The organism is Tersicoccus solisilvae, assembly GCF_014643255.1.
GTDB classification, from domain to species: Bacteria; Actinomycetota; Actinomycetes; order Actinomycetales; family Micrococcaceae; genus Tersicoccus; species Tersicoccus solisilvae.
The window spans coordinates 151,688-173,514 of sequence record NZ_BMJI01000001.1; the positions used below are offsets into that span (position 1 = coordinate 151,688).

At 73.3% G+C, this 21,827-nt stretch carries 22 protein-coding genes; 16 read left to right on the forward strand and 6 right to left on the reverse strand.

The window, feature by feature from the left end:
- The 6 genes from IEX22_RS00745 (at position 1) to pknB (ending at position 9,175) form a co-directional block, all read left to right on the forward strand.
- Positions 1–468 (forward strand): FHA domain-containing protein FhaB/FipA, encoded by a 468-nt coding sequence (locus IEX22_RS00745; RefSeq protein WP_188664851.1) that lies wholly within the window; start codon positions 1–3, stop codon positions 466–468.
- Positions 468–2,183: a PP2C family protein-serine/threonine phosphatase gene (locus tag IEX22_RS00750; RefSeq protein ID WP_188666041.1), complete on the forward strand. Its 1,716-nt coding sequence runs from the start codon at positions 468–470 to the stop codon at positions 2,181–2,183. The genes IEX22_RS00745 and IEX22_RS00750 overlap by 1 nt, the downstream gene beginning before the upstream one ends.
- Positions 2,183–3,625, forward strand: a complete 1,443-nt coding sequence (locus IEX22_RS00755; protein ID WP_188664854.1) for an FtsW/RodA/SpoVE family cell cycle protein — start codon at positions 2,183–2,185, stop codon at positions 3,623–3,625. The genes IEX22_RS00750 and IEX22_RS00755 overlap by 1 nt, the downstream gene beginning before the upstream one ends.
- Positions 3,622–5,061, forward strand: coding sequence for a peptidoglycan D,D-transpeptidase FtsI family protein (locus tag IEX22_RS00760; RefSeq protein ID WP_188664857.1), 1,440 nt, complete (start codon positions 3,622–3,624; stop codon positions 5,059–5,061). The genes IEX22_RS00755 and IEX22_RS00760 overlap by 4 nt, the downstream gene beginning before the upstream one ends.
- Positions 5,058–6,983 carry a protein kinase domain-containing protein gene (locus IEX22_RS00765; protein WP_188664860.1) on the forward strand — a complete coding sequence of 642 codons (1,926 nt, stop codon included), beginning with the start codon at positions 5,058–5,060 and terminating at the stop codon, positions 6,981–6,983. Before IEX22_RS00760 ends, IEX22_RS00765 begins: the two co-directional genes overlap by 4 nt.
- A gap of 65 nt (positions 6,984–7,048) precedes the next feature.
- Positions 7,049–9,175 (forward strand): Stk1 family PASTA domain-containing Ser/Thr kinase, encoded by a 2,127-nt coding sequence (gene pknB, locus IEX22_RS00770; protein ID WP_188664863.1) that lies wholly within the window; start codon positions 7,049–7,051, stop codon positions 9,173–9,175.
- Between the two features lie 5 nt (positions 9,176–9,180).
- Here the strand turns inward: pknB and IEX22_RS00775 are convergent, their stop codons facing one another.
- Positions 9,181–9,819 carry an anthranilate synthase component II gene (locus IEX22_RS00775; RefSeq protein ID WP_188664865.1) on the reverse strand — a complete coding sequence of 213 codons (639 nt, stop codon included), beginning with the start codon at positions 9,817–9,819 and terminating at the stop codon, positions 9,181–9,183.
- 218 nt (positions 9,820–10,037) lie between these two features.
- Here IEX22_RS00775 and IEX22_RS00780 point away from each other — a divergent pair, with 218 nt between their 5' ends.
- The gene (locus IEX22_RS00780) at positions 10,038–10,334 is read left to right on the forward strand and encodes a cell division protein CrgA (protein ID WP_188664868.1); all 297 of its coding nucleotides are present in this window, start codon (positions 10,038–10,040) and stop codon (positions 10,332–10,334) included.
- 48 nt (positions 10,335–10,382) lie between these two features.
- Here IEX22_RS00780 and IEX22_RS00785 read toward each other — a convergent pair whose 3' ends face one another.
- Positions 10,383–11,288 (reverse strand): hypothetical protein, encoded by a 906-nt coding sequence (locus tag IEX22_RS00785; protein ID WP_188664871.1) that lies wholly within the window; start codon positions 11,286–11,288, stop codon positions 10,383–10,385.
- 287 nt (positions 11,289–11,575) lie between these two features.
- On the opposite strand from IEX22_RS00785, the gene IEX22_RS16055 reads away from it, so the two are divergent.
- The 5 genes from IEX22_RS16055 to IEX22_RS00810 are packed head-to-tail and all read left to right on the forward strand — an operon-like array spanning position 11,576 to position 14,031.
- Positions 11,576–12,280 carry an Asp23/Gls24 family envelope stress response protein gene (locus IEX22_RS16055; protein ID WP_306464414.1) on the forward strand — a complete coding sequence of 235 codons (705 nt, stop codon included), beginning with the start codon at positions 11,576–11,578 and terminating at the stop codon, positions 12,278–12,280.
- Positions 12,277–12,468: a DUF2273 domain-containing protein gene (locus IEX22_RS00795; RefSeq protein ID WP_188664874.1), complete on the forward strand. Its 192-nt coding sequence runs from the start codon at positions 12,277–12,279 to the stop codon at positions 12,466–12,468. Before IEX22_RS16055 ends, IEX22_RS00795 begins: the two co-directional genes overlap by 4 nt.
- Positions 12,465–12,845 (forward strand): hypothetical protein, encoded by a 381-nt coding sequence (locus IEX22_RS00800; protein WP_188664877.1) that lies wholly within the window; start codon positions 12,465–12,467, stop codon positions 12,843–12,845. Before IEX22_RS00795 ends, IEX22_RS00800 begins: the two co-directional genes overlap by 4 nt.
- Positions 12,842–13,423 carry a DUF6286 domain-containing protein gene (locus IEX22_RS00805; RefSeq protein ID WP_188664880.1) on the forward strand — a complete coding sequence of 194 codons (582 nt, stop codon included), beginning with the start codon at positions 12,842–12,844 and terminating at the stop codon, positions 13,421–13,423. The genes IEX22_RS00800 and IEX22_RS00805 overlap by 4 nt, the downstream gene beginning before the upstream one ends.
- Positions 13,420–14,031, forward strand: a complete 612-nt coding sequence (locus tag IEX22_RS00810; RefSeq protein WP_188664882.1) for a hypothetical protein — start codon at positions 13,420–13,422, stop codon at positions 14,029–14,031. The genes IEX22_RS00805 and IEX22_RS00810 overlap by 4 nt, the downstream gene beginning before the upstream one ends.
- Before the next feature lie 23 nt (positions 14,032–14,054).
- Here the strand turns inward: IEX22_RS00810 and IEX22_RS00815 are convergent, their stop codons facing one another.
- Both IEX22_RS00815 and IEX22_RS00820 read right to left on the reverse strand, forming a co-directional pair.
- Positions 14,055–14,663, reverse strand: coding sequence for a DNA-3-methyladenine glycosylase I (locus IEX22_RS00815; protein ID WP_188664885.1), 609 nt, complete (start codon positions 14,661–14,663; stop codon positions 14,055–14,057).
- Positions 14,656–15,285 carry a hypothetical protein gene (locus IEX22_RS00820; protein WP_188664888.1) on the reverse strand — a complete coding sequence of 210 codons (630 nt, stop codon included), beginning with the start codon at positions 15,283–15,285 and terminating at the stop codon, positions 14,656–14,658. Before IEX22_RS00820 ends, IEX22_RS00815 begins: the two co-directional genes overlap by 8 nt.
- Before the next feature lie 466 nt (positions 15,286–15,751).
- Between IEX22_RS00820 and IEX22_RS00825 the strand changes: the two genes are divergently transcribed.
- Complete coding sequence (locus tag IEX22_RS00825) at positions 15,752–16,465, forward strand: LysM peptidoglycan-binding domain-containing protein (protein WP_229659668.1); 714 nt, start codon at positions 15,752–15,754, stop codon at positions 16,463–16,465.
- A 90-nt stretch (positions 16,466–16,555) separates the two neighbouring features.
- Here the strand turns inward: IEX22_RS00825 and IEX22_RS00830 are convergent, their stop codons facing one another.
- Both IEX22_RS00830 and argE read right to left on the reverse strand, forming a co-directional pair.
- Positions 16,556–17,875, reverse strand: a complete 1,320-nt coding sequence (locus IEX22_RS00830) for an MFS transporter (RefSeq protein WP_188664895.1) — start codon at positions 17,873–17,875, stop codon at positions 16,556–16,558.
- A 57-nt stretch (positions 17,876–17,932) separates the two neighbouring features.
- Entirely contained in the window at positions 17,933–19,114 is a 1,182-nt protein-coding gene (argE, locus tag IEX22_RS00835; RefSeq protein ID WP_188664898.1) for an acetylornithine deacetylase, read from the reverse strand.
- A gap of 114 nt (positions 19,115–19,228) precedes the next feature.
- Here argE and IEX22_RS00840 point away from each other — a divergent pair, with 114 nt between their 5' ends.
- From IEX22_RS00840 to IEX22_RS00850, 3 genes are read left to right on the forward strand one after another with little or no spacing between them, the layout of a single operon-like run.
- On the forward strand, positions 19,229–20,227 hold the full coding sequence (locus tag IEX22_RS00840) for a zinc-dependent alcohol dehydrogenase (RefSeq protein WP_188664902.1): 999 nt from the start codon (positions 19,229–19,231) through the stop codon (positions 20,225–20,227).
- A gap of 3 nt (positions 20,228–20,230) precedes the next feature.
- Positions 20,231–20,623 (forward strand): 6-pyruvoyl trahydropterin synthase family protein, encoded by a 393-nt coding sequence (locus IEX22_RS00845; protein ID WP_188664905.1) that lies wholly within the window; start codon positions 20,231–20,233, stop codon positions 20,621–20,623.
- Between the two features lie 36 nt (positions 20,624–20,659).
- On the forward strand, positions 20,660–21,817 hold the full coding sequence (locus tag IEX22_RS00850) for a glycosyltransferase family 4 protein (RefSeq protein WP_188664908.1): 1,158 nt from the start codon (positions 20,660–20,662) through the stop codon (positions 21,815–21,817).
- The last annotated feature ends 10 nt before the right edge of the window (positions 21,818–21,827 follow it).

Below are 21,827 nucleotides of genomic sequence, written 5' to 3' on the forward strand. Positions count from 1 at the left end.
ATGGGCGAACTGACCGCCACCGTGCTCCGCTTCGCGTTCCTGGCGCTGCTGTGGGTGCTGATCTTCTCCGTGCTCGTCGCGATGCGCCGCGACCTGGCGGTCGGCCGGAAGGCGCGGACCACCGCGAGCTCCCGCGGTGCGGCGGCCGGCTCCGAGGCGCCCGCCGCTCCGCCCCGCCCGCAGGTCCGCCGCCTCGTCGTCGTCGAGGGGCCGCAGGAGGGCACCGTGATCGACCTGAGCGGCCCGGTCATGATGGGACGCGCCCAGGAGTCCACCCTCGTGCTCGAGGACGACTACGCCTCGGGCCGCCATGCCCGCCTGTTCCCGCAGGGCAGCCGCTGGTTCCTCGAGGACCTCGGCTCCACGAACGGCACCTTCGTGAACGACCAGCAGCTCACGCGCGCCGTGCCGATCGAGCCCGGTACCCCCATTCGGATCGGTAAGACGGTCATCGAATTGAGGCCGTGATGGCCCTGGTCCTGCGCTACGCGGCGCGATCCGACGTCGGCAAGGTCCGCGCGAAGAACGACGACTCCGCCTATGCGGGTCAGTACCTCGCGGTGGTCGCCGACGGCATGGGCGGCCACGTCGGCGGGGACGTCGCCTCCGCGTCCACGGTGCTCGACCTCGTCCATCTGGACCACCACAAACACGACGACGACGCCGGCACGGTGCTCGCCGACGAGATCCAGACGGCGAACTCCCTGCTCAACGAGTTGGTCGACGCGAATCCGCGACTGGCCGGCATGGGCACCACCGTCACGGCGCTGCTGCTGACCGGGCAGACCCTCCGGTTCGCCCACATCGGCGACTCCCGGGCCTACCGCCTGCGCGACGGTGTGTTCGAACAGATGAGCATCGACCACACGTTCGTGCAGCGCCTCATCGACGAGGGCCGGCTGCGGCCGGAGGACGCCGAGTACCACCCGCACAAGAACGTGCTGATGCGCGTGCTCGGGGATGTGGACGCCAGCCCCGAACTGGACCTGCACGAGTACGACACCCGGGTCGGCGACCGGTGGCTGCTCTGCTCGGACGGACTGACGGCCGTGGTGCCCAGCGGCGTCCTGAGCGACATCGTCCGCGGCGGCGGCCGGCTGCAGGACATCGTCGACACCCTCGTCGACCTCACGCTCGAGGGGGGCGCCCCCGACAACGTCACCGTCGTCATGATCGAGGTCGCGGAGGGCGACCCCGGGGACACCCGCACCTCCCGGCTGGCGGCGCTGCCGCCCTCCGCCCTGCGGGTCACCCCGCGCGGCGCCCGCCGGGGCCGGCGCGACGAGGGCGAGGCCACCGGCGCCCACCCCGTCACGCGTCCCGCCGGTGGCGCCGAGACCGAGGCGGACCGGAGCAGCACGCCGGTCGTCACCAGCGAGACCGGCCCCGCCGGGGAACGCGCGGCCGAGGCCGTCAGCGCCGGTGCCCTGCGTGAGGAGCTGGCCGGCCATCCGCACGTCCTCGTCGGAGCGGCGGCACTGGCGACGGAGACCGGCCGGCTCCCCACCGTCGCCAAGCGCAGCGTCGACCGGCAGGCCGCCGCCCTGCTGCGTCACCGCGACGACGGCGACGACGGGGGGGACGGCACCGGGACACCGCACCGCCGGCGCTCCCGCCGTCCCCTGTACGCCGTCGTCGCCGTCATCTGCCTGCTGGCGCTGGTCGCGGCCGCCGGCTGGGGCTACGCGTGGACGCAGACCCGCTACTACGTCGGCGAGTCCGACGGCGAGGTCGCCATCTACAACGGCGTCTCGCAGACCCTCGGTCCGATCCGGCTCGCGCACGTGGAGACCCGTACCGGCATCACCGTCTCCTCCCTGCCCGAGTACTCGCAGGAGCGGGTGCGGATGACGGTGCCCGCCGACAGCACCGACCGGGCGCAACAGATCATCGCGGATCTGCGTCTGCCCGGACCGGACAACCCGCTGCCCACCCCGAGCTGCAGTCCGAGCCCGTCGCCCGGCGCCTCCGGATCGGCCCGCCCGTCGGCCGGCGCCTCCTCGTCGCCGCGCTCGTCCACCGAGTCGCGCGGGCAGCCCACCCGCAGCCCGAGCCCGTCGCCCAGCGCCACCGCGAGCAGCCCGAACGGGTCGGCCTCCGCGAGCGGCCGGCCGCGGGCCACCACCGGCACACCCTCCGCCACCCCGACCCCGTCCGTGACCCCTTGTGGAGGGCAGCGCTGATGTCCCAGCTGTACACCGCGCCGCGGTCGCGCCGGAACACCGAACTCGTGCTGCTCGTGCTGGCCCTGGCCATCGCGATCGGCGCGGACGTGCTCGTCACCCTCAACCTCGAGCAACCCTTTGGGTCCGCGTGGCTCACCCGGACGATCGTGTTCGCGGCGCTCCCGTTGGCGCTGCACGTCGTGCTGCGGCTGCGCGCGAAGTATGCCGACCCGGTCATCCTTCCGGTCGTGACGGCGCTCAACGGCGTCGGGCTGACCATGATCCACCGGCTCGACATCGCCAAGGGCGACGACGCCGCCAGCCGGCAGCTGGTCTGGATGGCCGTCGCCGTCGTCGCGGCCGGGGTGGTGCTGTGGCTGGTGCGCGACCACCGGGTGCTGCGCCGGTACACGTACATCTCCCTCGTCGTCAGCGCCGTTCTGCTGCTGCTGCCCCTGCTGCCGGGCATCGGCCAGGAGATCAACGGCGCACGGGTGTGGATCACCGTCGGCATCGGCTCGTTCCAGCCCGGCGAGATCGCCAAGATCACCCTCGCCGTGTTCTTCGCCGGTTACCTCTCGACGAACCGGGATCTCATCCTGTTGGCCGGGAAGAAGATCGGTCCCCTGCAGCTCCCGCGGGCCCGGGACCTGGCCCCCATGCTGGTGGCGTGGGTGATCGGCCTGGGCATCCTCGTGCTGCAGCGGGACATCGGCATGTCCGTCATGTTCTTCACCCTGTTCATGGTGATGGTCTACGTGGCCACCAGCCGGGCCAGCTGGATCCTCATCGGCCTGGCCCTGGTGGTGGCCGGCGGCCTGTTCGCCTATCAGACGATGGGGCACGTGCAGGCCCGCGTGGACGGCTGGCGCAACGCGTTCGACCCCGACGTGTTCAACGCCCCCGGCGGCAGCTGGCAGATCGTCCAGGGCCTGTTCGGGCTGGCCAACGGCGGCTTGTTCGGCACCGGCCTCGGGCTGGGCCGGCCGGACCTGGTGACGTTCGCCAACTCGGACATGATCGTCGCCGCACTCGGTGAGGAGATCGGGCTGATCGGCGTCGTCGGCCTCGTGCTGCTCTACGTCATCCTCGTCTCCCGCGGCATGCGGGCCGCCCTGGGCACCCGCGACGCCTTCGGCAAGCTGCTGGCCTGCGGACTGGCCTTCGTCCTGGCCGTGCAGTGCTTCGTGATCATGGGCGGCGTCACCCGGCTGATCCCCCTGACGGGGCTCACCACCCCGTTCATGTCCGCCGGAGGCTCGTCCCTGCTCGCGAACTGGATCATCGTGGCGCTGCTGCTGCTGATCTCCAACGCCGCCCGCCGGCCGGCGCCCACGGGCCCCATCCGGGAGAGCGACCTGCCGTCGTCGGGCATCGACGTCGTCGAACCGCGCACCGCCGCGACCGCCACCCCCGGTTCCGGGCTGAACCGCACTCGTCAAGGAGGGGGCACCCCGTGAATCAGGCCATCCGCCACACCTGGGTCGTGGCCGCCGCGCTGCTCGTGCTCGTCCTCGGCTCCCTCACCTACGTCCAGTTCTTCGAGGCCGGCCGCCTGCAGGCGAACCCGTGGAACAGCCGGAACCTGCTGCAGCAGTTCTCCAGCAACCGGGGCCCGATCCTTGTCGACGGCCAGCAGATCGCCTACTCGCAGCGCAGCAACGACCAGTACGACTACCAGCGCGTCTACCGGGACCCGCAGCTGTACGCGCCGCTGACCGGGTTCTACTCGCTGCTGAACATGACCGGCCTCGAGCAGGAGCTCAACCCCCTGCTGACGGGCAGCTCGGACCAGCTCTTCTACGACCGGATCACGCAGATCCTCTCGGGGAACCAGCCGCGCGGCGCGTCGGTGGAACTGACCATCGATCCTGCGCTGCAGAAGCTCGCCTACGACGCGCTCGGCGACCAGAAGGGCGCGATCGTGGCCCTTAACCCGAAGACCGGCGAGATCCTCGCCATGGTCTCCAAGCCCAGCTACGACCCCAACGCGATCGCCACCCACAACACGAACCAGGCGCGACAGGCGTACGAGGCCCTCGCGCAGAACGAGGCCAACCCGCTGTTCAACCGCGCAATCGGCGGCAACCTGTACTCCCCCGGCTCGGTGTTCAAGATCATCGACACCGCCGCGGCCCTGGAGTCCGGCAAGTACGACGCCGACAGCGTGCTGGACAACCCGGCCGAGCTGGACCTGCCGGGCACGTCCGCGACGCTGCCCAACTACCGGTACGGCGGCTGCGCCGCCCGCACCAAGGTCGACTTCTCCTTCGCGCTCGAGCAGTCCTGCAACACGCCGTTCGCCTCGATCGCCATGAACCTCGGCCAGGACGCGATCGCGAACGAGGCGAAGAAGTTCGGTTTCGGGGAGCCGCTGAAGGTCCCCCTGACGGTCACGCCGTCGACCTTCCCCGAGAACCTCAACGACGCGCAGCTGGCCCAGAGCTCCATCGGCCAGTTCGACGTGCGCGTCACGCCGCTGCAGGTCGCCATGATGTCGGCCGCCATCGCCAACAACGGGGTGCAGATGAAGCCCAACCTGATCAAGACCGTGCGGGCCCCCGACCTGACGCCGGTCAGTACGTTCAAGCCGGAGCAGCTGCGCACCGCGACCAGCCAGCAGACCGCGACGCAGATCAAGGACTGGATGGTCAACGTGGTGGACCAGGGCATCGCCAACGCCGCGGCCGTGCCGGGCGTGAAGGTGGCGGGCAAGACCGGCACCGCGGAGCTGACCGTCGGAGGCGGGAACAACGCCTGGTTCACCGGGTTCGCGCCGGCCGACGACCCGCAGATCGCGGTGGCGATCGTCGTGGAGAATGTTGATGTGCTCACGGGGGTATCCCTGACCAGTCCGACGGCGAAGAAGCTCTTTGAGGCGGTGTTGAACAAGTGAGGCCCACCGGAGGCATCACCCTGGGCGACCGGTACGAGCTGACCGATCGGATCGCCATCGGCGGCATGGGCGAGGTGTGGAAGGCCCGCGACAAGGTGCTCGGACGCATCGTCGCGATCAAGATCCTCAAGGAGGAGTACACCGGCGACCCCGGTTTCCTCGAGCGGTTCCGCGCCGAGGCCCGGCACACCGCGCTGCTGAATCACCCCGGCATCGCCAACGTCTTCGACTACGGCGAGGAGGAGGGCTCGGCCTACCTGGTGATGGAGTACGTGCCCGGCCAGCCCCTCTCCACCATCATCGAACGCGAGCGCGTGCTCTCCCCCGACCGGGCGCTGACCATCATCGGGCAGACCGCACGGGCGCTGTCCGCGGCGCACGCCAAGGGCCTCGTGCACCGGGACGTGAAGCCCGGGAACCTGATGATCACGCCGGACAACCGGGTCAAGGTCACCGACTTCGGCATCGCCCGGCTCGCGGACCAGGTGCCGTTGACGGCGACCGGGCAGGTGATGGGCACGGCCCAGTACCTCTCGCCGGAGCAGGCGACCGGGCAGACCGCCACCGGCTCCTCCGACATCTACTCGCTCGGCGTCATCGGGTACGAGCTGGTGTCGGGGCACCGGCCCTTCACCGGGGAGTCGCAGATCGCGATCGCGCTGGCCCAGGTCAACGACGACCCGCCGCCGCTGGACGCATCGATCCCGGCGCCGGTGCGTGCCCTGCTGATGTCCATGCTGTCGAAGGACCCCAAGCAGCGTCCCGCCAGTGCCAGCGCGCTGGCGGCCGCGGTCGACGCGATCCGGGCCGGCAAGCACGACGACGCCCTCCGGGCCGTCCCCACCCTGGCCGCCTTCGGCCTCGGCGCGGGCCCGGCGACCGGGCGCACCGAGGCGCTGCGGCGACCGGCCACCGCTCGCACCAGGGCCGTGACCACCGCCCGGGACCGTGCCCCCAGCACCGCGTCGCTGCCCGTCGCGGGCGCCGCCGCGGCGGGAGGGGTGTCCGCCTCGCGGGCCGCCGCACCCGGGCGGGAGGAGCAGCGCTGGGACGATCGGCAGGACGCCGGCCGGGACCGGCGCCGGTCCCGCAGCCCGTGGACGTGGCCCCTGGTCGCCCTGATCGTCCTGCTGCTGTTGATCCTGGTCGCCACGCTCGCCACCAACGGCCTCTTCAACGGGCGCGCGTCGAGCCCCGGCACCACCACGACGGTCACCGCCCCGTCCAGCACCGCGCCGAGCTCGCCGACGGTGACGTCGACGACCCCGAGCCCGACGACGACCACCACGACCTCGACCACGGTGGACGTGCGGGCCGCGGCCTACGAGGGACGCCCGATCGGCGAGGTCCGCGCCGAGCTCGAGCAGCTCGGGCTGCAGGTGCGACCCGATCCGCAGCCCTCCGACGACGTGGCCGCGAACCTCGTGACCGGGCTCGCCCCGACCGGCACGCTCGAGAAGGGCTCGGCCGTCACCGTCACCTACTCCACCGGTCCCGAGCAGGTCACCGTGCCGCGTGACCTGGTCGGCAGCACCCGGGCCCAGGCCCAGTCCGCCCTGCAGGAGCTGGGACTGCGGTACGCCGAGCAGGTCGTCGCGAGCGACCGGCCGGCTGGTACCGTCGTGGAGGTCCCGGACGCCGGCCAGGAGGTCGACCCGGGGTCGACGGTCACCGTGCGCGTGTCCCGCGGACCGACACCGACGCCGACGACGCCCACCGCATCGCCGTCGCCCAGCGCATCCTCCCCGAGCGCCCAGAACGGCAACGGCAACGGCTCCTCCAACGGGGCCACCGGCCGCGGCCAGGCCAGCAACGGCAACGGGGCCGCCACCGGGGCCGCCGCGGAACCGAGCCCGGCACGCACGAACGCGGCGGCCGAGCCCGCGGCGGGCGCGACGCCGAGCCGCGGTACCCGGGGCTGACGCGGGGAGGATCGCGGACGACGACGGAGGCACCAGGGGACACGATCGAAGGGAACACCGGATCCGTGAGCGAAGCGCGGCTGCTCAACGACCGTTACCGGGTCGACGGGCTGATCGGGCGCGGCGGCATGGCCGACGTGCACGCCGGGCACGACACGCGCCTCGGCCGGCCCGTCGCGATCAAGCTGCTCCGCTCCGACCTGGCCCGCGATCCGAGCTTCCAGTCCCGGTTCCGGCGTGAGGCGCAGGCGGTTGCCGCGCTGAACCACCCGAACATCGTCGGGGTCTTCGACACCGGCGAGGAGCTCATCGTCGACGCCGCCGGGCGCTCCGTCGAGGCCCCGTTCATCGTGATGGAGTACATCACCGGGCACACGCTCCGCCAGCTGATCACCGACCGGCGGCTGCGCACCGACGACGCCCTGGTCCACGCCGACGGCGTGCTCGCCGCGCTGCAGTACAGCCACGATGCGGGCATCGTCCACCGGGACATCAAACCGGCCAACGTCATGGTCACGGACGAGGGCACCGTCAAGGTGATGGATTTCGGCATCGCCCGGGCGATGGAGGACTCCGCCGCGACGCTGACCCAGACCCAGGCCGTGCTCGGCACCGCCGCCTACCTCTCCCCCGAGCAGGCGCGCGGCGAGAAGGTGGATGCCCGCAGCGACCTCTACTCGGCGGCGTGCCTCGTCTACGAGATGCTCACCGGTCGGCCCCCGTTCCGCGGCGAGTCCGCCGTCTCCGTCGCCTACCAGCACGTGCGCGAGCTGCCGCCCGCGCCGAGTTCCGTCAACCCCGAGGTGTCCCCCGCCCTCGACTCCGTGCTGATGCACGGCCTGGAGAAGGACCGGCAGGACCGGTTCCAGGACGCGGCCGAGTTCCGGGAGGCCCTGCGGGACGCCGCGCGCGGGATCGTCTACGAGCCGCTCGTCTCCGGCGTCGACGAGGACACCGCCCAGATGCCGCCCTCGAGCGTCACCGGCTCGCCCCGGCGGTCCGGCGGGGAGGCGGGCCGGACGGCGAGGGGCGCCGGGCTCATCGGCGGTGCGGCCGCGTTCGCCGCGGCAGAGGCCTCCGATCCGCCGGCGATCGAGGAACCGGGCCGGGCCCGGACGGCGGGCGCCTCGCGCGCCCGGACGCGGTCGCCGTCGCCGGCGACGGTCGCCCTGCCCCGCGCGGACCCGGTCGACGCGGCCGGGAACGACGAGGCGGAGGACACGACGGGGGAACCGCTCGTGCTGCCCGTCGGCACCGACGACGACCTGCACCCCGACACCCGGGCGCGCCGGCGCGCGTGGCTGATCACCGGCATCATCGCGCTCGTCCTCGTCCTCGGCGCCGTCGCCGTCTACTTCACCAACGTCCTCATCGCCCGCTCGGCGCCCCCGGAGACGGTCACCGTCCCGGCCGTGGCCAACATGAGCCAGGCCGACGCATCCAGCGCCCTGTTCAACGCCAACCTGCAGATCCGGGTCGACCACGCCACCAGCACGACGGTGAAGAACGGCGACGCGATCAGCACCGACCCCAGGACCGGCGCCCAGGTGAGCCCCCGCACGGTGGTCACCCTGCTCATCTCCCGCGGTCCCGCGACCGTGACGCTGCCGGCCGGCCTCGCGGGCCGCCCCGCGGACGAGGTCCGGGACGAGCTCCGCCAGCTGGGCCTCGACCCGTCCCGGACCAACACGACGAACAGCGCCACGGTGGGCGAGGGCGCCCTGATCGGCACCGTGCCCGCCCTCGGCACCAAGGTCCCCGCCGGCAGCCGGGTCGACCTGGTGGTCTCGACGGGCAAGGTGACGATGCCCCAGCTGGTCGGGCTGACCGAGGCCCAGGCCCGGGCGAAGCTGGCCGCCGCGGACGTCGCCCTCCCGGTGACCGTGCGGGCCGCCGAGAACAGTGTGGTGAAGCCGGGCACGGTCACGGCGCAGTCCGCGCCGGCGAACGGGAACGTCGATCAGGGGTCCACCGTGACCATCACGATCGCGAAGGCCCCGAAGGAGACGGCCTCGCCGTCCCCGTCACCGAGCGATTCGGCCGGCCCCGGTCCCGGCGCGCCCGGCAGTCCGAGCCCCGAACCGACGTCGAGCTCCCCCTCGCGTGCGAGCTCGACCTCGAACGATGGCGGCCGCGGCACCGGTCGGAGCGAAGCCCCCGGCCAGCAGAAGAAGACGGCCGGCCGCGGCTGATCGGCTCACTGGCTGATCAGCGGGCTCATCCCGGCGGCGCGCTCGGCCGCACCGGTCAGTCCGAGCGACTCCAGCCAGGTGCCGAGCATCTGGTAGCCGCCCTCGGTGAGCACCGACTCCGGGTGGAACTGCACGCCCCACAGCGGCGCCGTGCGGTGCGCCAGCCCCATGATGATGCCGCTCGGGGTGGTCGCCGTGACCTCCAGCGCCTCGGGCACGGTCGTCGCGTCGGCCGCGAGCGAGTGGTAGCGGGTGGCCGTCAGCGGGCTCGGCAGCCCCGCGAACACCGTCGCCCCGTCGTGCACCACCTCGGACGTCTTGCCGTGCATCAGCTCCGCGGCGTGCCCCACGGTCCCGCCATAGGCCTCGGCGAGCGCCTGGTGGCCCAGGCAGACGCCCAGCATCGGCTTGGCGTGGTCCCCGCACCAGCGGATCAGGTCGACGCAGACGCCCGCGTCCGCCGGCGCCCCCGGACCCGGGGAGACGAGCACGCCGTCGCGCTCCTGCGCCAGGCGGGCGGCCTCGGCGAGGTCGACGTCGTCGTTGCGTACGACCAGGGTCTCCGCGCCCAGCTGCTGCAGGTAGCCGACCAGCGTGTAGACGAAGCTGTCGTAGTTGTCGATGACGAGGATGCGGGTGCTCATCGAGGTGGTTCCTTCGCGAGAGGGTCACGGCCGCCCGGCCGCCCCTCCAGACAAGCACGCCGCGCCCGTGCAGCGCCAGCCGGGACGTGCGCGGTTCACGGCGGGCGCACGCCCCCGTTGGCTACACTGACCAGTTGAACGAGTGCAGCTGAACCCGTGTGACGTCCGGTGGGCGCGCACCGGGACGACAGGGCGGCCAGACCGCCCGAGGAGGAGACGTGGCCGAGTCCGAAGCAACCCGGAGCGGGGACCCGGCTCGCCGCGCGGCGGCGGAGAAGGTCCGCGAGCGCAAGCGTGAGCGCGAGGCGCGGGCCCAGGCGCGCCGCACCGGCCCCAACCCCACCTGGTACAAGGTGCTCATGGTCACCCTGATGATCCTCGGCCTGCTCTGGGTGATCGTCTTCTACGCGACGCTCGGCCAGTGGCCCGTGCCGACGATCGGCGCCTGGAACATCGTCATCGGCTTCGGCATCGCCATGATCGGGTTCATCATGACCACCCGCTGGCGCGGCTGACGCCGGCTCGTCCCGGTCCGGGCGCCGGCGCCCGGTCGCCGTGGCGGGTCAGGCCGTCGCGCCGCCCCCGGCGGCCGCCGTGGTCAGCGCCTTCGTCGCGAGCTGACCGAGTTCGGCCAGGTCGGACGCGTCCGACGGCTTGCCGACGCCTGAGACCGTGACCATCCGGTTGCCCTTCCAGGCGGAGAGCTGCGTCATGACGACCGTGACCCCCGAGGTGGACTGGGTGTTCAGCACCGCCACGGAGTCGTCGCCGACCCGGTCCATCGTCAGGGGCGTCAGGGTCTGGCTGACCGTCTGCTTCGCCGACTTCAGGGTGACCTTCGCGCACGTCTGCAGCAGCTCGCGTGCACCCGTCACCCGGGACTTGAGCTCGTCCGGATCCTTGCCGATGACGAGGGCGACGACCACCTTGCCGCCCGTGGCCGTGGCCATGCCGACCCCCGCCGTCTCCGGCACGGAACTGGCCTTGAGCGACAGCTCCTTGCACGCGGCGGGGGTGACGACGGCGGACCTCGCCGCGGCGTTGGCCGCGCTGGTCGCCTGCCGGACCTGCTTCGCGGACATCGGCGTCAGCTTGCCCCCGGTCGGCGTCCGCACCTTGCTCAGCACGGAGGCGACCATCTCGTCGTTCGCGGCGCCGGCCTCCGCGCCCGCCCCGGCGGTCGCCTCGGGACTGGCGCTCTCGCCGGTGCCGGCACTCCCGCTCGGGCTCGCGCTCTCGCCGGCATCGGCGCCGGTGCTCGGGCTCTCACTCGAGCCGGCACTCTCGCTCGGGCTCGCGGACGCGCTCGACGCGGCGCCCGACGCGCTGCTCGACCCCCCCGTCACGGCCCCACTGCCCCCGCATCCGCTCAGCAGCAGGACGGCGACGACACCGGTGGCGACGCCGACGGCGGCGCGGGTGGTGGTCTGGGTGGTGGCGCGGCTCAGAGCACGGGCTGACGGTGACATGGATCCCCCTCCACGGACGCGTCCGGCTCCAGCGGCAGGTCGCTGCCCCGATCGTATCGGCGCTGGTCAGGGCTGACAATGCCGCCGCACCGGCGCCGCGTCGCCGGCTCCCGGCGTGCCCACGGGGAGCGCACCGGAACCCGCCCGAGCCCACCCATGCCGCCGGCGTCGGCACCGCGGCCCACGCCGCCGGTCGTCCCGGGCGGACGCGCCTCGATTCTGTCGGTACCGGCGGTTAGCGTGGTCCCATCGCCGCCGCCCCGCGCGGCCGGACGGGAGGAGGGGATGTGAGTCATCCCGAACACGAGGACGTCGCCGATCATCGGCCGGGGGCCGTGATCCCCGAACCCACGCTCGCCCCGCAGATCCCGCGCCCACCGGAGCCGGTGGCCGCGCCGGAGACCGCCCCGACCGTCGCGACGACGCCCACCGGGGCGGCCACGATCCCGTCCGTCGCGACGACGCCCACCACCGCGCAGACGCTGCCCGGCGCCACGGCCCCGACCGTCCCGGCACCCGGTGCGACCGCCGTCGACGCGCCCGGATCCACGGCCGTGCCGGTCGTCACGACGCCGCCGGCGCCCACCGGGCTGGAACGGGGCGCCACCACGGTCTCCGAGACGGCGATCACGAAGGTCGTCGGCGTCGCCGTCCGCCAGGTGCCCGGCGTGCACGCACTCGGCAGCAACGCCGCCCGCGCGCTCGGTCAGATCCGGGACGCCGTCGGCCAGTCCGACCACGCGCAGGGCGTCTCCGTGGAGGTCGGCGAGCGCCGGGTCGCCGTCGACGTCACCCTCGTGGCCGGATACCCGTGGCCCCTGCAGGACGTCGCCCGCAACGTCCGTGCCGCGGTCTACGATGCTGTCGAAGGGCTGATCGGCAAGGACGTCGCCGAGGTGAACGTGACGATCACGGACATCGACGTCCCCGAGCTCGACCGGGCTCCGGCCGGGCGGCCCGCCGCCGAAACGAAGGAGCGACGCATCCCATGAGTCCGACCGTGACCGGCCTCGCCGTCGGCGCCGTCCTGGCCGTCGTCGCTCTTGCCTGGGGTTTTTGGGGCTTCCTGCTCGCCGTGGTGTTCATGCTCATCGGCGCGATCGCGGGCCGGGTCGCCGAGGGTCGCCTCGACCTGCGCGCCGTCGCGGACTCGCTGCGCGGCAAGCGCTCGTCCTCGTGACGGTGGCCGACGACCGGACCGCCACCGGCGCCCTGCCCGGTCACACCCGCATCACCCAGCAGGCCATCGCCCGCGTGGTGGCCATCGTCGCCGCCGAGGAGTTCGACGTGCCGGTGGCCGCCGTGCGCACCCGGCTGCTCGACGACGCCGGTCGGCTGCACCTGCAGATCGCGCTGCCCGTGCGGGCTCCGTCCCTGCTGGACCTCGCCCGGGACCAGGGACGCGGACCCGGGTCCGCCGACACGCTGATCCAGCGTTCGGAGCGGGCCCGCGCGGTCATCGCCCGCCGATCCGGACAGCTCACCGGCGCCGTCGTCGGCCGCGTCGACGTGGACCTGACGGGCATCCACCGGCCGGCCCCGGGACGGCTGGCGTGACCGAGGACCGCCGCACCCGCCGGTTGTTGCGCCGCGAGACCCACTCCTCCCGCAGCGTGCCCTCCGTGCTCACGGCCGTCGTCGTGCTGATCCTGCTGCTCTGGCTGTTCCTGGAGACGGCGCTCTCCGTGACGGGCGCCCCGCCGATCCTGCTCTCCCCGGTCACCGCGGCGCAGTGGCTGGCGGACCTGCCGCGGCACGCCCCCGGTGCCGTGCTGGCCGCCGCCGGACTGGCGCTGGCGCTCGTGGGACTGCTGTTGCTCGCCCTGGCCCTGCTCCCGGGGAACCGGCCCCGCTACGTCGTCACGGACGAGCGCAGCGCGATCATCGTCGACTACGAGGTGGTCGCGTCGGCCGCGTCGCGGGTCGCCCGCACCGCCGCTGCGGTGTCGACGGACCAGGTGCACACCTGGGCCTCGCGCCGCCGGATCGAGGTGCAGGTGCATCCCACGTCCGGGCTGCCCGTCGACGAGGAGGCGGTCCGCCGCGCGGTCGAACGCGAGCTCGCCTCCTACGAACTGGATCCGATGCCGGCGGTCACCGTCGAGGTCTCCACCCGTGGGGCGGTGGGCGTGTGAGGAACACCCCCCGCGGTCTCAACCGCGTGCTGCTGGCCCTCGTCGGACTCGTGCTGCTGGCTGCCGGCGCGCTCGTCGCCGCCGCCGGGTTCAGCGCCGACGTCTCGCAGGGCTGGCTCGTGGTCGCGCAGCGACGCTGGGACGACCTGGTCGGCCTCGTCCGGTCGACGCCGATGCCGGGCGGCGAGGTCAGCTGGATCTCCCTCGGCCTGCTCGTGGTGCTGGTGGCGCTCGTCGTCCTCATGCTCGTGTGGATCTTCTCCCAGGGCGGCGGGCGTACCAACCAGGTGGCGATCGGATTCCACGACGGCGACCTGCCCGGCCGGACGCGGATCCGCACGTCGCTGGTCGCCGACGCCGTCGACCAGTCTCTGGACCGCGACGAACAGGTGCTGTCCTCCCAGGTCAGCAGCTGGAAGGCCGGGAACGCCGACGGACTGAACATCCGGCTGCAGGTCCGCAAGGGAGTCTGGCTGAGCGACACGCTCGCGACCGCGCGCGACCTCGTGACCGGCCTGGACCGGTTGACCGGCACCCGGGTGCCCGTCCTGGTCCGGATCAGCAGCGGGGCGCGCGCCCGCCTGTCCCGCACCGAACGGGTCCAGTGACCCGCGCCTGACCGCCGCGGCGGTCAGGCCCAGATTCCCGACGTGCCGCGCCGGTGGCTGCCCAGCAGGTGCGTGTCGATGATCCCGACCGCTTCCATCAGCGCGAACATCGTGGTCGGTCCCACGAAGCGGAAGCCTCGCGCCCGCAGCGCGGCGGAGAGGGCCCGTGACTCGGCCGAGGTGGTGGGGATCTCCGCGTGGGTCCGGGGCTCGGGCGTCACCGGGGGCCGGAAGGACCAGATCAGCGCCGGCAGGCCGCCGTCGGCGCGCAGCGACACCGTGGCGCGGGCGTTGCCGATGGTCGCCAGGATCTTCGCCCGGTTGCGCACGATGCCGGCGTCGGCCAGCAGCCGCTCGACGTCGTCGTCGTCGTCGAAGGCCGCGACCGCGTCGGGGTCGAAGCCCGCGAAGGCCGCCCGGAAGGCCGGGCGCTTGCGCAGGATCGTGGCCCAGGACAGGCCGGACTGGAACGCCTCGAGGCTGAGCCGCTCGAACAGGCCGCGCTCGTCCCGCACCGGCATGCCCCACTCGCGGTCGTAGTAGTCCCGCAGCAACGGGTCGACCGCCGCCCATCGCGGGCGGGCGAGGCCGTCGAGGCCGACGACGACGTCGTCGGGGCTCGGCTCAGGCACCCGCCCCTCCGTGGGCGACCGGGGCGGGAGTGTCGTCCTCCGGCGCGGTGAGCCGGGCGAGGAGCGGCGCGAGCGCGGCGGCGGCCGCCGCTCGCGAGTCGGCGTCCGCCGGCGAGACGGTCAAGGCGTGGTACTCGGCCGCGAGCAGCCGGGCGAGCTCGGCGGCGGCCACAGCGGGGACCGGCGTGCGGCCCGGGGCGCTGGCCACGATCCGCCGGGTCACGCGCGCACGCAGCGACGCCAGGGCGGGCGTGAGCACCGGCGGCGAGCCGATGGTGGCCCGGTTGGCGGCGAAGGCCTGGTCGAAGTACAACAGCAGTCCGCCGAGCCGCCAGTCGTCCGACCGGGACACGAGGTGCTCCAGCACCGTGGTGCACCCGCTGTTGAAGGCGACCACGAAGGTGGACTCGTCCATCCTCAGCAGCAGTTCGCGCAACCGCCGACGTCGTCCGAGCACGTCGTCACGGAGCTCGGGGGCCAGGCGCTCGACGTCCGGAGGCGATCCGGGCGTCCCCACCGCGGCGAGCAGCGTCGGCAGCCAGGCCGCTTCGGTCTCACGAGCATCGCCGGCGAGGATGATCAGGCGGCCCGCCGGCCACGTCACCGCGTGCGTCGGAGTCATGCGCTCATGGTAGGCCGAGCAGCGCACCCACAGCGGACGTGGCCGTTCGGTGACGCGAGGTGGCGTTCAGGTCACGACGAGCGCACGCTCGGGCGCGGGGGTGATAGTCCTCCGGGGCAGGTTTCGCCACCGCGACGCGCCGGTTGTGCGGCACTTCACAGTCGCAGTCCCTCGTCGGCCTGGATCGGCGTCAGGACGCGGATCCAGGGGGGCGCGGCCGGTGCCCTCGCCGTCGCTCGATCACAGAAAGATAACGAGGGGTCTTGCTCGGTAACGAAACGATCGTCTACGCTCGCTGGTAGCCCCGCAAGGCGGGGAATCCCGAGGCTGCAGCCGTTCTCTTGCAGCCCACCATGCACAGCCCCCTTCTTCACCGGACATCGCCATGAGGCGGGGCAGTTTCCATGACCTCGATCAGTCGCGGTTGGCGATGGCGCAAGGACAGCCGGGGACGGCTGGAGCGCAGGTGACCTCCTGGAGCATAGTTGTGAAGAACTCCACCACTCTCACCCGTAACCTTCGTCGCGGTGCCGCCGTTCTCGCCCTCACCGGCGCCGGCGTGGCCGTGACCGGCACGCAGGCGAACGCCGCGGACGAGGCCACCTGGGATCGCGTCGCGCAGTGCGAGTCCGGCGGCAACTGGTCCACCAACACCGGCAACGGCTACACCGGCGGCCTGCAGTTCGTGCAGTCCACCTGGGAGGCCAACGGCGGTACCGGTAGCCCGGCCAACGCCTCGAAGTCGCAGCAGATCGCCGTCGCCGAGCGCGTCCTCGCCACCCAGGGCTGGGGCGCCTGGCCGGTCTGCTCCGCTCAGGCCGGTGCCACCGGTGCGGCCGCCAACCCGACCCCGGTGCAGCAGGCGCCGCAGGTCCAGGTCCAGGCCGCGCCCGTCCAGCAGGCGCCGGTCCAGGCCGCTCCGGTCCAGGCTGCCCCCGTGCAGCAGGCGCCGGTCCAGGCCGCGCCCGTCCAGCAGGCTCCGGTCCAGGCTGCCCCCGTGCAGCAGGCCCCGGCCGTCAGCGGTCAGACCTACACCGTCCAGGCCGGCGACACCCTGAGCCAGATCGCTCAGAAGCTCGGCGTCAAGGGTGGCTGGAAGGCTCTCGCCGACGCCAACCTGGACACCGTCAGCAACCCGAACCTGATCTTCGTGGGCCAGACCCTGAACCTGCCTGCCTGATCACGCGGTGCCTCCCGTCGCCGACGGGACCCGTGTTCGGCACAGAAGCGCCGCACTCCTGCCGGAGTGCGGCGCTTCGTCGTCGCCGGCTCAGCGCTGCCCGAACCGCCGGCGGCAGAGGACGATGCCGACGAGCGAGATGACGCCGACCACCGCGTAGTAGTAGCCCGGGGCCATCAGCGTGCCGAGCGCGCTGATCAGCGCGGTCAGGATCAGCGGTGCGAGGCCGCCGAACAACGTCACGCCGAAGTTGTAGGCGATGGACATGCCCGTCGTGCGGATCCGGGTAGGGAACATCGCCGCCAGCAGGGCAGGCAGCGGCCCGAAGTAGAACGCCATCAGCAGGCCCAGCACCACCTGCACGAGCGTGAGCACGGCGACCGTGGGCACGGCGACGATGAGCGCGAACAGCGGCACGGCCAGCACGACCGCCGCCACGGACGCGACCGTCATCACCCGCGCCGGGCCGACCCGGTCGGCGAGGGTGCCGACGAACGGGCAGCCGACCAGCGTGACGATCCCGGAGATGATGCCCCCGAGGTATCCCGCCCACGCCGGCAGGTGCAGGTTGGACACCGCGAAGGTGGGCATGAACAGGATCAGGTACACGGAGATCGACGCCAGCCCCACGGTGGCGGTGGCCGTCAGCCAGCGCGGCGCGTGATGGACGAGCGTCTGGCCCAGCGGCGAGGACTCCACCCGGTCCGCGACCGCGGTGAACTCGGGGGTCTCGTCCAGCCGCAGCCGGATGTACAGGCCGACCGGACCGATCAGCAGCCCGAACAGGAACGGCACTCGCCAGCCCCAGCTGTACAGCGCGTCGTGACTGATCATGGTGTTCAGGGCCAAGCCGAACAGCGAGGCCAGCAGCATCGCCGCCCCCTGGGTGGCCACCTGCCAGGACCCGTAGAACGCCTTCCGGTCCGGTGCGTTCTCGATCAGGAACGCCGTCGCCGTGCCGAACTCCCCGCCGGCGGAGAACCCCTGCAGCAACCGGGAGAGCAGGATGACGAGCGCCGCGGCCGGTCCGATCAGCTGCGCGGTCGGGGCGAACGCCATCAGCGCGGTGCCGAGCATCATCAGCCCGATGGTGAGGGTGAGCGCCTTCTTCCGCCCGCGCCGATCGGCGTAGCTGCCCAGCACCATGGCGCCGACCGGGCGGATCAGGTACGAGACGGCGAACGTCCCGAACGTCAGCAGCAGGCCCAGGACGGCGCCCTGCTCACCCGCCGACGGGAAGAACAGGGCGGAGATGACGACGGCCAGGGAGGCGTAGACGATGATGTCGAACCACTCGAGGGCGTTGCCGATGGAGGAGGCGATGACGGCGCGGCGCGCGGTCGCGCGTTGCGCCGCGGACACCGGCGGGGCGGTGGCCGGGTGCGCGGCGGGGGTGGATCGGTGCTGCATGGCGGCTCCTTGCCGCTCGGGGTCACCCGCGCAGGTCCGGCGGGCGACGCGACGGGGTCAGGCGGTGACGTGGGCGAGCAGGGCGTCGAAGAACGCCTCGCAGGCGGCGATCTGGTCGAGCTCGATCCACTCGTTCGCGGTGTGCGCCTGGGCGATGTCGCCCGGCCCGCACACGATGGTGCCGATGCCGATGCCGGTGAACTGACCGGCCTCCGTGCCGTAGGTGACCTTCTCCTCGCTCGGCAGGCCGCCGAGCTCGGCGCCGAGACCCAGGACCGGGCTGCCGGCGGGCGTGTGCAGACCGGGCACCTGACCGACCACCTCGACGGTGACGCCGGCGTCCGGGTGCTCCGCCCGCATCCGGGCGTCGGTCTCGTCCAGGGCCGCCCGCACACGGTCGGTCACCTCGCCGGCGTCGAGCGCGGCCACGGTGCGGAACTCGAACTCGAGCACGCACCGGTCCGGCACCGTGTTGGACGCGATGCCCCCGTGGACGAGGTTGACCCCGCCGGTGCTGAACGGCACGACGTAGCCCTCGTCGAACGGCCCGTCCTGGCGCCACCCGTCGACCAGGTCCGCGAACGCGACCGCGAACCGGGAGGCGTGGTGGATGGCGTTGACGCCGTCCGGGGTGAGGGAGGAGTGGGCGGCCACCCCGGTGAACGTCGCCCGGAACACGTTGACCGACTTGTGCTCGGCGATCACGCGCATGCTGGTCGGCTCGCCGACGATGCAGAACTCGGGGTGGATGCCGCGGCGGTCCAGTTCCTCCACCAGCCGGCCGGCGCCCACGCAGCCGATCTCCTCGTCGTAGCTCAGCGCCAGGTGCACGGGTGTGGTCAGCTCCGCCTCGGCGATGCGCGGCAGCAGCGTCAACGCGGCGCCGATGTAGCTCTTCATGTCCGCCGCGCCGCGGCCGTAGAGCCGGCCGTCCCGGACCTCGGCCGTGAAGGGGTCGGAGGACCAGGCCTGCCCGTCCACCGGCACGACGTCGGTGTGACCGGAGATGACGATGCCGCCGTCCGTGCCGCCGTCCGCGGCGGGGAAGGTCGCGAACAGGTTGGCCTTGGTGCCCTCCTCGTTCGGCACCAGCAGGGGTTCGACGCCGAGCCGCCGCACCTCCTCCGCCACCAGGTCGATCAGCTCGAGGTTCGAGTTGCGGCTGGTGGTGTCGACGGCGATCAGCCGCCGCGTCCAGTCCAGGGAAGGCAGGTCCTGTTCGGCCGTCGCTGAGCTCATCGAATCCGTCCTCCTGGTCTCGTCCGGCAGCGTTCCTGCTGGTCGTGGGCGTGCTGACGAGTCTACGCAGCCGCAGCAAGCACCCTGTCGATCCGTCCATGCAAGACTGCGGGGGTGAGTGCGGTAGCGACGGCGTTCTGGGTGACGGGCTGCGGACGTGGTGAGTTGCGCCGCGAGGACCTGCCGGCCCCGGGCTCCGGGGAGGTGCTCGTGCGCACCCGGCACACGGGGATCAGCCGGGGCACCGAGACCACCGTGTTCCAGGACCGGGTGCCGCCCGAGGTCGCCGACCAGATGCGGGCGCCCCATCAGGAGGGCGAGTTCGGTGGCCCGGTCAAGTACGGCTATCTGAACGTCGGCGTCGTCGAGCGCGGACCGGCGGAGCTGACCGGCCGTACCGTGTTCAGCCTCGCCCCCCACCAGGATCTGCTGGTGCTGCCCGCCGCCGACGTGCACGTGGTGCCCGACGACGTGCCGGCGCGGCGCGCGGTGCTCGCCGGCACGGTCGAGACCGCGGTCAACGGCGTCTGGGAGGCCGGCCCGCGCCTGGGCGACCGCGTGGCCGTCGTCGGCGGCGGCATGGTCGGCGGGACGGTCGCGGCGCTGCTGGCCGGCTTCCCGCTGGACCGGCTGCAACTGGTGGACACCGATCCCCGCCGCCGCGCGCTGGCCGACGCCTTCGGCCTCGAGCTCGTCGCCCCGGACGACGCGGCCGGGGACTGCGACGTCGTCCTGCACGCCTCCGGGACCGAGGCGGGGCTCGCCACCGCCCTCGAGCTGGCCGGGGCGGACGCGACGGTGGTCGAGATGTCGTGGTTCGGCGTCCGCTCCCCCCGGGTGCCGCTCGGCGCCGCGTTCCACGCCCGTCGCCTGCAGTTGCGGGCCAGCCAGGTCGGCGAGGTCGCGCAGGCCCGGCGCGCGCGCCGCAGCCGCGCCGACCGGCTCGACCTGGCCCTGCGCACGCTCGCCGACGACCGGTTCGACGTCTTCCTCTCCGGCAGCAGCCCGTTCGCCGACCTGCCGGCCACGATGGCCCGGGTGACCGACCCGCAGTCGTCCACCCTGTGTCACGTCATCGACTACCCTGCCGTCGATCCCGAATCGAGGAGCTGACCCGTGTACCGCCTGACCGTCCGCGACCACGTCATGATCGCCCACTCGCTGCCCGACCCGGCCTTCGGGCCGGCCCAGGGCCTGCACGGCGCGACGTTCGTCGTCGAGGCGACGTTCCACCGCGCCGAGCTGAACGAACACGCCATCGTGCTCGACATCGGGGTCGCCACGGCGGCCCTGTCCGCCGTGCTCGCCGACCTGGCGTACCGCAACCTGGACGACCACCCGGACCTCGCGGGCGAGTTGACGACGACCGAGCGGCTCGCCCGGTTCGTCGCGGACCGGCTCGCGGGGCACCTGGCGGCCGAGCTGCCCGGGCACGGAGTGACCGAGCTGGACGTCGTGCTGCGGGAACACCCGGACGCGTGGGCCGGCTACACCCGGAGCCTGGACTGAGCCCCCACGCATGACCCCGGTCGCACGAGGCCCGGCATGAGCGCGGTGGACCGAGTGGCCCTGCTGACGCCGGCCAACGTCCGGCACCGCAGCGGGGGCACGCTGTTCAACCGCGCCGTCGCGGCCCACGCCGCCGCCCTGGGGCACCGGGTCGACGTCGTCCCGGTGCGCGGGCTCTGGCCGCGCCCGGACCGGCAGGCGCCCGGGCGGGTGCTCGCCGCCGCGGCCGGCTATCGGCGGGTCCTGGTCGACGGCCTGATCGCGACCCGCAATCCGGCGGCGCTCACCGCCCTCGCCCGGCGCGGCGTGCACACCGGCCTGCTCGTCCACCTGCCCGAGCGACACGGGGGGACGGCTCAGGCCCGCGCCCTGGCCGCGGCCGACGTGGTCGTCGTCACCAGCGCCTGGACCGGGCGCTGGCTGCTGGCCCACGCCTGGCCGCTCACCCGCCGCCCCGCCGCGGACCTGATCGCGCGACTCGTCGTCGCCCGCCCGGGCAGCGCGCACCCCGGAGCGGCGGCCCGTCCCGCCACGCCCCCTCTCGCCCCGTCGGCCCGAGCCGGGTCACCGCGCATCGCCTGCGTGGCCGCGCTGACCCCGAACAAGAATCAGCTCGCCCTCGTGCGAGCGCTGGCCGAGACGACCGATGCCGCCTGGTCCGCCGAGTTCATCGGCAGCCGAACGGCCGACCCGCGGCACGCCGCCCGCGTCCGGGACGCCGCGGCGCCGCTGGGCGATCGGGTCCGACTGACCGGGGAGCTCGACGCCGGCGCCCTGGACCGGCGTTGGCCGCACATCGACCTCCTCGTGCTGCCCTCCACCTGGGAGAGCTGGGGAATGGTCGTCACCGAGGCGCTGCGGCACGGCGTGCCCGCGCTCGTGGGCCGCGGCACCGGCGCCGCCGAGGCGCTGGCCGGTCCGCGCGGCAGCGGCGCGTGGCGGCACGCCCAACGGGCCGACCGGCGGGTTCGCGCCGACGCGCTCCCCGGGGCGGTGGTCGACCCCGAGGCCGACGCGATCGCCGCCGCCCTGCGCCCCTGGCTCACCGACCCCCAGCTGCGCACGCGGTGGCGGGACGCGGCCACCGACACGCCGCTCCCCGGTTGGGACCCGGCGACGCGGGCCGTCCTGGACGCGATGCGACCGGCGTCGCGCACCGTCCCCACCCGGGCCGACGACCCTTTCGAAGGATGACGAGGACACG